Origin of the sequence: Psychrobacter sp. I-STPA10, from assembly GCF_021012795.1 — a bacterium.
Taxonomy (GTDB): Bacteria; Pseudomonadota; Gammaproteobacteria; order Pseudomonadales; family Moraxellaceae; genus Psychrobacter.
This window is the reverse complement of record NZ_VFYU01000014.1, coordinates 35878-48435: the sequence shown is the minus strand read 5'-3', so window position 1 is coordinate 48435 and position 12558 is coordinate 35878. Positions and strand designations below refer to the sequence as shown.

At 40.4% G+C, this 12558-nt stretch carries 8 protein-coding genes and 1 pseudogene; 8 read left to right on the top strand and 1 reads right to left on the bottom strand.

The window, feature by feature from the left end; all coding sequences use genetic code 11:
• Window positions 1-150: 150 nt before the first annotated feature.
• On the bottom strand, window positions 151-1104 hold the full coding sequence (locus FHK89_RS06090) for an acyltransferase (RefSeq protein ID WP_230657990.1): 954 nt from the start codon (window positions 1102-1104) through the stop codon (window positions 151-153).
• Window positions 1105-1753: 649 nt separating this feature from the next.
• Here FHK89_RS06090 and FHK89_RS06085 point away from each other — a divergent pair.
• The 8 genes and pseudogenes from FHK89_RS06085 (at window position 1754) to FHK89_RS06050 (ending at window position 12481) form a co-directional block, all read left to right on the top strand.
• Window positions 1754-2407, top strand: a complete 654-nt coding sequence (locus FHK89_RS06085; protein WP_230657987.1) for an OmpA family protein — start codon at window positions 1754-1756, stop codon at window positions 2405-2407.
• A gap of 382 nt (window positions 2408-2789) precedes the next feature.
• Complete coding sequence (locus FHK89_RS06080; protein WP_230657984.1) at window positions 2790-4244, top strand: imelysin family protein; 1455 nt, start codon at window positions 2790-2792, stop codon at window positions 4242-4244.
• A 225-nt stretch (window positions 4245-4469) separates the two neighbouring features.
• Entirely contained in the window at window positions 4470-6188 is a 1719-nt protein-coding gene (locus FHK89_RS06075; RefSeq protein ID WP_230657981.1) for a di-heme oxidoreductase family protein, read from the top strand.
• Window positions 6189-6683: 495 nt separating this feature from the next.
• Complete coding sequence (locus FHK89_RS06070; RefSeq protein WP_230657978.1) at window positions 6684-7853, top strand: imelysin family protein; 1170 nt, start codon at window positions 6684-6686, stop codon at window positions 7851-7853.
• Window positions 7854-7912: 59 nt separating this feature from the next.
• Window positions 7913-9610, top strand: coding sequence for a DUF1513 domain-containing protein (locus FHK89_RS06065; protein ID WP_230657975.1), 1698 nt, complete (start codon window positions 7913-7915; stop codon window positions 9608-9610).
• A 38-nt stretch (window positions 9611-9648) separates the two neighbouring features.
• A complete protein-coding gene (locus FHK89_RS06060; protein WP_329958691.1) occupies window positions 9649-10305 on the top strand; it encodes a M48 family metallopeptidase in 657 nt (218 codons plus the stop codon).
• Window positions 10306-11104: 799 nt separating this feature from the next.
• Window positions 11105-11761 (top strand): annotated as a pseudogene (locus tag FHK89_RS06055) (AAA family ATPase); the annotation flags it as partial.
• A 198-nt stretch (window positions 11762-11959) separates the two neighbouring features.
• The gene (locus FHK89_RS06050) at window positions 11960-12481 is read left to right on the top strand and encodes a hypothetical protein (protein WP_230657969.1); all 522 of its coding nucleotides are present in this window, start codon (window positions 11960-11962) and stop codon (window positions 12479-12481) included.
• Window positions 12482-12558 lie beyond the last annotated feature (77 nt).

Below are 12558 nucleotides of genomic sequence, written 5' to 3'. Positions count from 1 at the left end.
ATGGGTCAGACTGAGTAGGTCGCTGATCTGTTTGTTTGTCGATGGGTGTCTTACTGCCAATAAAATATGTTTAGATCTGCCCGCTTGATGCTGCTAAGTTAATATTTACGGTACAGGTGCAGTCATGGTTTGTTTTTTGAGAGTAAAGCGTTAGGCAAATTCGCTTAACATCTGGCTAATTCTATCATCCTTTTCACGCCAGATATGATCCAGCCAAGCAAACATGGCTTGTTTGGTGGCTTCATTTTGTTCATAGCCACCTTGCTCAATAGCAGTATATAGATCCTCAGGCATTTGTATACGGCGGATATCTACGCCTAAGCGTTGTACCTCACCTTTCCATAGATCAGTATAGTTAGGGGCACCATCAGGATAGACAATGGTCATATCCAAGATACCATCTATTTGTTTACCCAATGTACGAATAGCAAGAGACAAACCACCTGCTCTAGGTTTTAATAGGTGTTGATAAGGTGAGTTTTGTAGTGCTTGTTTTTCTGCCGTAAAGCGAGTGCCCTCTAAATAATTGAGTAGAGTAAAGGGTTTATTTTTTAATAACTCACAAGCACGTTTGGCTTCGGCAATATCTTGTCCTTTTAAAGCTGGATTTTTAGCAATGGCTTCTTTGCTGTGTCGGCGCATCATGGGAAAGTCTAGAAAGTAAAATGCTTGTCCAACAATTGGAATATAAATAAGATCGTATTTGGTAAAAAAACGTGTCAATGGCAATCTATCTTGGCTGACATATTGCACAATGCTGGTATCTACCCAAGATAGATGGTTGCAAATCAGCAGATATTGTTTATTTTCATCCAAATCATCAGGCACATTGATACGCCAATCACGTTTGGGCAGTGCAATATCAATGACTTTGTTGTTGCTATTGATCCAATGTTTGGCAATTTTAATGATGGAGTCATCTGCTACCTTTGCACCAGTGATAAATTTGACCCCACCCATGGTCCATAACGGTAGGCTACCGCCAAAACTATTGGCAGCAATGACGCCAGTGGCAGTCATAAATGAGGCAGTTTTACCAAGGGTTGGTGAAATATGATGCAGTTTGGTGTAGAGTTTTTTTAGTTTTTCTTTTTGGATTATCATAAATCAGTATGTTCCATTCAAAAGTTATGCAGCAGAAGGTGCATCATATAGAAGTTAAAAATAGAATCAATACTAAAGACTATGGAGTACTGGGTATTAACTATATTGTTAACCATATCATATCAATATAAAATTCAAATGCAGAAGCTATTTATGTGACTGGCTTTTCAATGTTTGGTTGCTTGGTATTTCACATGATATTATCAATTTTAAGATTGCTCTCTATAATCATCAAAGATATGTTTTTTGTTTTTAATCAAAATTGCTTATATGTCTTTTGTCTAACTCATAATTTATTCTGTACAAAAAACTACATACAAGTATTGACAAAATATTACATATTGGCAAACTAGAATTGTCATACTTATTGTAAGTAAGTACCATGCAGGTTGATGTGTGATAGTACACAATACCATATCATATAAGTATGTAAGATATGAGTTATTTGGTCTGCTAAATAAGTGCACGATGTAGTTGTTTTATTAGTGATTTTTATTTTTTATACTTAACACAATATATAAATATAATCACTGATGGATAACCAAAATATACAGCTACTTGTTAAGTTGTATGTGTTTTTTTGAGGCAGTATCTAAAGACAGCCACTATCTGATCTTTAATTATAAATACATTACTAAGGACATATATCATGAAAAACCAATTAATGATTGCAACGTTAGCTTCAGGTTTAGCACTAGCAGGGTGTACAACCGATCCTGCAACAGGACAACAACGTATTAATAAAACAGCGATAGGTGCGCTTGCTGGTGCTGCAGGTGGCGCTGCCATCTCTAAGGCAACTGGTGGTGATCATACAGGACGAGATGCTGCTATTGGTGCCGCATTAGGTGGGGCAGTTGGTTTGTATATGGATCGTCAAGAGAAGCAGCTACAGCAACAAATGGCTGGTACAAATGTCGAAGTCAAGCGAGATCAGCAGGGTAATATTGATTTGGTCATGCCAGGTAATATTACTTTTGCTACCAACAGCACTGCCATCAATCCAAGCTTTTTTAATACGTTGAATAAGCTTGCTGCGACTATGGTGGAATACAATAAGAATACAGTCATAGTTATGGGCTTTACAGACAATGTGGGTAATGCAAGCTATAACCAAGATTTATCACAAAGACGTGCAGAATCGGTGAAAAGTTATCTGGTCAGTCGAGGTGTAGACAGCAATCGTATCATGACTTATGGCTTTGGTGAAACTCGCCCTATTGCTAATAACGATACCGAAGCAGGCCGTGCTAAAAATCGTCGTGTTGAAATTAAAATCAATGCGCCACAAAGTGTGAACTAATTCATTCTATTTTTACTTTAGCCATAGCTGCTACTAAAAATTGAATTAGATAAGTACTTAGATTATATGAAAAATAAGCCAGTTTAAACTGGCTTATTTTTTTCATTAAAAATAATTTATAAACTAAATAAAAATTAGATTTGATAATAATTATCAATAACTTTATAATAACGAATTAACATATATCCATACAATTAAACACATACTGTATAATTGCCTACATATATGCCATTTGTTTCATAAACACCATATTAGTAAGACATTTGTAGAGACTTTTTTTTGTATGTGAATGACTGCAAGCATAAACATATTCACATACGATAACTTTTTTTAGTAATCTCTTCTTTTTGTCTTTGCTTGTTTCTTATTAAAGGATACATCCATGCGTTCTCAATCACGTCCATTTTTCTATACCTCATTATCTATTGCAATCTCTGGATTGCTTTTTTTATCGGGTTGTCAAAAACCAGCTGAAGATGCAGCAGCACCCACTGATGCAGATGCGACAGAGCAAACAGAAGTTGTTGTCGTTGATGATGCTAATCTAAATGATGAGCAAAAACTGCTAACCAGCTATGCCAATATGGCACAAGCTGCTTATCAGGATTCACTAGACGGGGCAAAAAAATTACAAGCAGCAATTGATACTTTTGTAGCAACACCCACTCAGGCAAATTTAGATGCAGCAAAAGCAGCTTATAAAGAAGCTCGCCAACCATATTCACAAACAGAAGTGTTCCGTTTTGATGAAGGTTTTGTCACTGCCGATGATAAACGTGCCATTGAAAGTGTTGATGGTTGGGAAGGACAAGTCAATGCTTGGCCATTAGACGAAGCATTGATTGATTATGTCTCTGATAGTTATGAAGGTGAGTATGATGCAAAAGATAACATCATCAACAGTAATGAAATTACCGTTGGTAGCATCAAACAAGATACCAGCAAAATTAGCCCTGAATTATTGGCTGAAATGAATGAAATTGGTGGTAGTGAAGCGAATGTAACGACTGGTTATCACGCCATTGAGTTTTTACTATGGGGTCAGGATACTAATGGAGTTGGTGAAGGTGCTGGTAATCGTCCTGTTAGTGACTACGATACTGAAGAAGGCAAATGTACCAGTGGGGATGTGGTTAATGACTCAGCTGCGATTTGTATTAAACGTGGAGAGTACCTCAAAGCAGCTGCACAGTTGTTAGTAAATGATTTGTCAGATATGGTTGCCCAGTGGCAGCCAGACACACCAAATACGCTACGTAGTGATTTGATGGCACGTGCTGATAGTAATGCCATACGTCAAGTGATGTATCAAATGGGTAGCTTAGCATTAGGTGAGCTTGCTTCTGAGCGTATGCAGGTGGCATTTGTGACGGGTTCTACCGAAGACGAGCATGAGTGTTTCAGTGATTTAACTCACTTAAGCTATGCAAACAATGCTCGTGGTATTGATAATGTATTCCATGGTCAGTACAAAACAGTCGCTGGTGATACTGTTGGTGGATATGGAGTACAGCAATATCTTGTTGATAAAGGGCATCAAGGTGAAGCTGATGACCTAAACAATGAGTTTGGCAAAGTACAAGAGTCATTTGATGTAATTGTTGATCAAGGTGAAAACCAAGGCGTTAAAGTTGATCAGATGATTGCCACTGTTGGTCAAGCTTCTAAGCAAGGAGTGAGTGCAGAGGAGCAGAATACTCGCCGCGGTTGGGTTGAGTCTGCCATCACCAATCTACAAGAGTTAACTGCTTCAATTGAAAAAGCAGCAAGCTCTATTGGTATTGATAACCTAGATGCAGATACTGGTTCACAGTTTTCAAATAATTCAAACAGCTAATTTTGTTGGCTATTTGGACATGATGTTACCATCAATAAAACTAATCAGTTGATTCTGAATAAGAATCGTTTATAACTGACAAGGTTAGTAGTACAATAAACACACTATTCCACAATTTGAATAGTGTGTTTTTTTGTTGTGATTGCTATGGATTGATTGTAAAGCAGTCAGCAGAATTTTTTTAAAGCAGTGTTTGAGAAAAGCTGTAAAACAGTAGGTAATGATATGTCAAGATATTCCCCAGTTTATCTTTTATTTGCTAGGCATGTATCGTCTTATAAGCAATTATCTCATCAACATCGATATCTACCACAGTGCATAAAACAAGGCTTAATGGTAGGCATGATGGGTGTGCTAGCAAGTAATGTGCTAAGTGGCTGTCAGCCGATGGATGATGAAAAGCAAGAAACACAATCTACAGAGCAAGCTCAAGCTACCAGTAGTGACAATGAACAAATGCAGCCGCCAAGTAGTGAGCCTAAGGATAAGCGGACACAGATGATAGAGGAGCTATCGGGTACGTCACTACAAAAACTGGCTACGTTTGATCCACGTGAAGTGAAGCAAGGTGGTGATACAGGTATTAATATTACCTCGTCAGAGAGTTATTCTAAACCGTCTTCAAACATTAGTGCTTCTCGAAAAGGTAATTTTTTTATTGGTAATGCTTTTTTTAAGCAGCCTTGGGTGGTTGCACCTTCTAGCACCGACAGTCGTGATGGCTTGGGTGCATTATTTAATGTCGCAGCATGTCAATCCTGTCATATCAAAGATGGACGTGGACATGCACCGATGCATGCCAATGATGATGCCGATAGTTTATTGATACGTTTGGCACTACCTGCAACAACAGAAGAACAAAAACAACAGCTACAAGCTTCTAAAATTGAGAAGATTCCACACCCCGCTTATGGTGGGCAGTTACAAGATCGGGGTATTCAAGGTGTGCCTGCTGAAGCAAAAATTGAGGTGTCATGGGCAGATGAACCAGTCACCTTTGCAGATGGGCATGTGGAGACGTTGCGTAAACCAACATTTAACTTAACGCAGCCAGGTTATGGTAAATTTGATGATGATTTGATGATATCCCCTCGGGTGGCTCTACCGATGATTGGTCTTGGGTTACTTGAGCAAATTTCGGCAAAGGATATCAAAGCACAAGCAGATAGTGATGATAGTGACAAAGATGGTATTAGTGGCAAGTATAACTGGGTTACTGATCCAGTAACAGGTGAGTTGATGGTAGGACGCTTTGGTTGGAAAGCAGGACAAACACGGTTACTTACTCAAAATCAAAGTGCGTTTAATGAAGATATGGGATTGACCTCACGAGTTCGTCCTATTGAGTCATGTACAAAATTACAAAAAGCTTGTCTGGCTGCACCAACAGGTGCTGAGGATCAAGGTGATGGTAAGCCACCAGTTGAAGTCAGTGATGAAGTGGCAAAATTTGTGGAATTTTATACACGCAACTTAGCTGTACCTAATCGTCGCAATGCCAATGATAAAATGGTGTTGGCAGGTAAGAAGCGGTTTTATGATATGGGTTGTATTGCTTGCCATACACCTCGCTATCAGCTAGCTAAGACTGATGATGATCGCATTGAGCAGCATGGACAGATTATTTATCCTTATACTGATATGTTGTTGCATGATATGGGTGATGATTTGGCTGATCGTACCATTGCTGGTAAGTTGCCAGCAAAAGATGCGCAAGTTGAGTTTTTGGCGACATCGTATGAATGGCGCACACCAGCACTGTGGGGTATTGGCTTGGCGCAAACGGTTGATTCACAAGCAACCTTCTTGCATGATGGTCGTGCCAGAAGCCCAATGGAAGCGGTACTTTGGCATGGTGGTGAAGCTGAGGAAGCAAAGCAAAAGGTTTTACAGCTTGATAAACAAGGTCGAGCTGAGTTGACAGCATTTTTGGATTCATTATAGTGCTGAGCAGTTTAAGCGAATTATAAGTATAGTCTGCCTACTATAAATCCACCACAGTGTTAACCTCGCTAGATGGACTACGTGTACTATCTTCACTCGGTTGCCTTGTGGTGAAATTATATTAGATTGACTATAGTATAATCAGTAAAATTACTTGTTTTACAAGCAAATTGTTATCAGTATATGGTGGTAATTTAGTGAGGTAAAGCGTACTGTAGGGGATTAATGAACAATATATCAATGAACAATATCATTAACTATCATATTTATGATGGCTATTAAATTAAGGGTAGTGTTTCAAAAGTATGCTGTGGTTATTTTTAATGAATTACCATAGTTTCAGCCCTCCCCCTAGCCCCCTCCTTGTAGGAATTTCTATTTAAAGAAATTCCCTTGCGAGGCTAAAATTGCAGTGCAATTTTTTAACGCCTCTCAGGGAGGGGGTAGCATACTTTTTAGAACACCACCAAACTAAGACAATAAGTAGAGATAATTATGAAAAAACATCAATTAGCAGCCATGGTATTATCTGCCTTAAGTGCAGGTTTTTTGATTAGCTGTGCAAAAACCAATGATACACAAACCAATGAAGAGACATCTACATCAAGTCAAGAAGGTGATACAACTACAAGTGTAGAAAACGCTGTCATTGAAACAACCACGGCTCAAGATGCAAGTGCTACTAGACCTGAAGCGGTTACACTACAACCAGAAGCGCTACAAAGCTATCTACAACATGTGGTGGATCAACAAATCATACCTGCCTATGCGCAAGCGACCAAACAAAGCCAAGCTTTACATAAAATTGCAACTGAGCAATGTCAACAAGCACCACTACAAGGTGACAAATTACAACAGCTGCGTGAGCAGTGGCTACTATTAGCACAGGCATGGGCAACGGCAGAAATGATTAATTTTGGTCCTGCAACAGATAGCATGACCGATTTATACATTAACTATTATCCTGATGAGCGTGGTTTGGTACATCAAGGTGTGATTGATTTAATTGCTGCCAATCCTAAGCTACAAGAAGATGCGCTGTTACATGAAAGTGCGATTGTGCAGGGTATCCCAGGGCTTGAGGAGGTATTGTATGCCAATGATACATTGGATGCAGCACAGTGTAACTACATTATTGGTGCCAGTGCTGCCTTGACGACACGCCTAAAAGCCATTGAAGATAACTGGCGTGATAATGGCACTCAGCTATTAAATGCAGGCAGTGATGCGGATACTAAAGCAGGGCTTAACCGCTGGATAAACTCATTATTGTCTTTGGTTGAGACCACTAAATCAACTGCTTTGGATAAACCACTTGGGCTAACAGGCTCTAAAAAAGGTCATTTACCTGCTGCGGCAGCGGGACAAAGCCGAGCCATTATGACGGCGAAGGTAGCTGCTTTAAATACAGCATTGACCGACCCTGTATTAACTGCCATGTTAGCGCAGCAGGAGCAGAATAATCCTGTGGGAGAAGAGTTATCAACTGAGCTGTCTAAAACCACCACTTTACTGGCACAAATGCCTGAGAATATCGCAGATGCTGATAAAGCAACGCAGCAGCAGCTTTATGATGATCTCACTAAGATTACCCAATTAATCAAACGTCAACTGATACCTACCTTGGGTATACAAGTTGGCTTTAATAGTACGGATGGTGATTAATCAAATGTTGGTTAAATTAAGTCATACTGTTCTCAATGATTGGTTTGGAGTAGGTTAAGTTGTCGTATCATCAAGATGAAAGTCATCATAATGTTAAACACTCTACCCCAATACTTGCTATGACCATAAAAACACTGGGCTTGGCAAGCTTGGGTACGGGTGCTTTGGTGACGATACATCATCAGTATCGTAAGCGTCATCATGCTCAAGCACAGTTACAAGATTATGTGGTTGGGGTAAAAGCGCAGCTACAACGCTTACACCATGCTAATACACAAGCCATCAATAGTGCACAGCAAACATGGCTTGCTGCATGGCAAGCAGCAGATAGCAATACCAATTCAAAACCTCATCAAAGTTGTCAACATAGCTCAAACTGCCAAGATAGCGATTCTCAAAGTAATAGACAAAGCAAACAAACAGCGCAAGCAAGCACCGTAGATATTGCTACAAACAATGCTATTCATCATACTAAAGCCGAAACAGTGGCATGGGTAAGTGGGGTAGGAGATCTAAGCAAGGGTGAGTTTGCGGTTGTCGGTATTGCTGATAATGCAGCCAAAGATATCTTGTGGCAGACTCCGATGCCAGAGCGGGTGCATGATATTGTGGTACAGCCAGTTGGCATACATAAAGCAACCACAACAATAAACACAGCAACAACAGCGACTAAATTGGCAGTAGATACTCATCAGCATGTGGTGGTGATGGGACGGCGACCTAGTGAGCACTTTTGGGTATTGGCAGTGGCAACAGGTGAGGTCATTTATCGCATCAAAGCTGCCTGTCAGCGGCATTTTTATGGACATGCTTGCTTTAGTCTTGATGGACAAACTTTATATGTGACCGAAAATGATACGGTCAGTCTGACGGGTAAGATTGGTGTGTATGCAGTTAATCAGCAATATAAAAAGATTGCTGAGTTTGCCACCCATGGTATTGGACCACATGAGTTGTTAGCGCATCCCGATGGTGAAACCTTAGTCATCGCCAATGGTGGTATCAAGACCGAAAAAGCCTCTCGAGAAGAGCTTAACTTGGATAGTATGCAGCCTTCTTTGGTATATTTAAATCGCCATGATGGTCGCTTACTTGAGCAAATATATCCTGAGCATAATCAAATGAGTGTGCGCCATTTATCCCTGCACCCTGATGGTTTGGTGGCGATAGGTATTCAGTTTCAAGGAGAGCGGCATCTTAATGTGCCACTGGTTTTGACGCATCGCCGTGGTGAAGAGGCGTTTACTGCTTTGTCGATGCCACAAGGTCAATGGCAGCAGTTTCATCACTATATTGCCAGTGTTGCAATCAATGCCAAAACGAATTTATTATGTGCCAGTAGTCCTATTGGTGGTTGTGCAGCAGTGTATGATTTACAATCAGGACAAATGATTCAATCAGCTAAGTTACCTGACTGTGCTGGCGTGGCAGTAGCTTTGACACAGGATAATCAGTCTCAATGTCAGGCTGATACTAACACATTGCAGACGCAGGGCTTTATTGTCAGTGATGGTCAAGGAAATTTGACCCAGTTTACAGTAAATAGCGATTTTATTGAACATGGTGGAAAAGTGGCTAATAGTAATAAAGTGGCTAGTGATAAACAAGAGCAAGCAAATAACGCTGTCAAGCCGCTACATGTGACTCAAGTACGCCATGCGTTGGCATTTGATAATCACTTACAAGCGGTAGCATATCCTGCACTATTTTATGCTGCTGTCACCGCATTAACAGTAAATATCGAGCATAATTGCTAACCATTGCCAAACGTGGTTTGTTTTGATTGAGCAGTATATTGACTACTTTTTTTAATGCCTCTCCCACACCTTCATTAGATGCTATGCAGCAGCAGTTGGCGCAAGCAGGTATCAAGCTTTGCGTTACTCGCAAACGGGTGAAAAATTTTAACTTTCGCCTCAAGCCGATGCTGCTTAGTATGTCAGCGCCTTTATTTACCACGGATAAACACATTGCGCATGCGCTACAACAACGGCTGCCGTGGGTCATCAGTCAACATGAGCGGCTGATCACTCAGCAGGCACAAAGCCAGCAACAGCAAGATGGTGCTTTTTTATTATGGGGTGAGCCGCAGTCAATAAGCCAAAGTCAAGCAATGAGCGAGGCACAAAAGATTGAGTATTATCGGCAAGCATTAGCACAGGTCATGCCAGCATTATTTGCAAAATGGCAGCCCATTGTTGGTGCAACTGCCAATGAAACCCGTATCAAAAAAATGCGTACTCGTTGGGGGAGTTGTAATACTCAAGCCAAACGTATTTGGCTGTCAGCGTATCTACCTGCCTATCCTATTGAATGCAGCGAATATGTGATTGTGCATGAGCTATGTCACTTGCATCACCCCAATCACAGCCCTGAGTTTTGGAAGGCGGTCAAGACTGCCATGCCTGAGTATCGACGTTGGCATGACCAACTGGCAGGTAAGCTTTGTTGATTAAACTCTGTTAATTAAGCTTTGTTGATTAAGCTTTGTGCATAGTGTCAAAGAGCGACTAAACAGCAATGAGGTTACCCTTATTTGCACTACAAAATAGACACCTGCAACTGGCTTTATTGTCATCGTATTATCTACCTCACTCTCAACTTCAACCCCCTCCTAGCCTCCCCCCTTTTTAAGGGGGAGTGTAGTGGTTTTTAAGTCCTCCCCTTACTGCAAGGGGAGTATTTGGGAGGGGTCATATATCAATTTAGTAAAATAAGTTGAGAGCGAGGTATTATCTTGAATCAACCATAGCACTTCTCTAACATAACCTATCTAACTTAAAGTGATGGCAAACTCGCTTAGCCCATGATTTGTAATACTTGTCCTCATTTTCTTCGATTGGTTTATGAGTGAAAATGGTATTATTTTTACTGATTAAAATAAATCCCTTTAATTTTTAGGGATATTTTCCTAGTCTAGACATATCTATCGTCTGTTTTTTTTGTTATTCTAGTTTGTGGTTATTTATAATCCGTTATGGCAAAAGCAGAGAACCTCTGTTGCAGTGATGCGGGTCATGGGCTTTGACTTGACTAATATCTAAGATTGGATATGAATAATCCTGTAAATAAAACCATCATAATCTGATTGAGTTAGCTTATCATGATGCTTATTTGCTGCTCAGTTGAGTCAATCAAGGATATGAGCAACATTATACGTTATAAGGTGTCATAGATTGCTGATGACATGGTGGTGAATGAGCCTGACTATTTTCTCAACTGTTTTTCTCAACTGTTGCTAGGAAAAATTTATGAATACTGTGCTGATTGCAAATCAAAAAGGTGGTTGTGGTAAAACGTCTGTTGCAGTGACATTGGCTGCTGCTTTGGCAAATCAGGGACAAGTTGTGGCTTTGGCAGATGCTGATCCACAAAAGTCCAGTTTAAAATGGTTAAAACAGCGTCCTGATACAGCCGCTCCAATATTGGCAGTAGACTGGCGACAAGAAGATGATATTGGGGATTTGCCAAAAAAAGCAGCAAAAAAACTGGGCAAAAAGGATTGGTTAATTATTGATGCGCCCGGATCGCTGTCAGGCGAGCGTGCCGAGTCACTGATCAGTGAAGCCAAAGCCATTGTTATTCCTGTATTGCCTTCAGTATTTGATGCCGACAGCACTAAGCAATTTTTAAAATCCATTCAAGATATGAAACGCATTCGTAAAGGTAAAGTTGAGATATATTTGTTGGCAAATCGAGTGCGTGCACGTAGCAGTACCAATCAAGGTCTGACTAATTTTTTTACCAATATTGGACAGCAGCCGTTAGCTTGGATTACAGAGCGTAGCTTATATCCACAAATGGCAGAGCAAGGTTTGGCAGTATTTGATAAAACCCAAAAACGCTACCGTGATGTGCAGGCACAGTGGCAGCCAGTGATGGACGCCTTGATGCCAAAGGTGGCTCAAGAGTATGAAGCACAGCTTGCTGACATTAGCATACCTGCCAGCTTATCACAGCTACAAACAGTAGCCACAAATGAGAAAACTAAAAAATCAGATGATGCAGCGAAGCCATCTACTAAGAAAAAAAATAACTCGACATGGTATGAGTAAATCATCTACTCTGCTCATCAAAATAAATATATTGTGACATTGAGTGAGGGTATGATGGGGTTAGGTGGTTGGATTGCAGTTGCAATCGTATTGTTTGTATTGGGTAGTATCATGGCACTAAAACCCAGTGGTGTCGAACAGCGGCTTGATAAGCTGCGTATGACAGCACGGCGACTGGAACTCAACCCCAAGCTGATTGCTTGTCCTAGCTGGATACGAGGCAAGGATAATGAATATGGTCGAGGAATGATCGCGCAATATGCCATTATTTTATCTGATATTAAGCTACCAGAAACTCGTTATCAGGTGGTGGACAATCAATTGCGACCAGATACGACAGATAACACAGTGACAGCCAATTTTAGCTTGGATAAATTGCCATTAGATTTACCTGAGTCGGTACAACCTTTTGTTAAGGCCGTCTATAGCAAGGCAAATAGTATGGTGATCTTTTGGGACGACAGCGCTTATGTCAAACCCAATAGTAATCCTAATTATCGTAGTGAGGATATTGAGCCTGATTTATTACAAATAAAACGCCAGCTTAATGAGTGGGCGCAGCGGCTCAGTTAAGAGCAGTGAAAGTTAACAGTTAAGTCAAGTTAAGACAACAGTCAACCGAGCTAATAAGTGAATTTTTTAAATTGTTT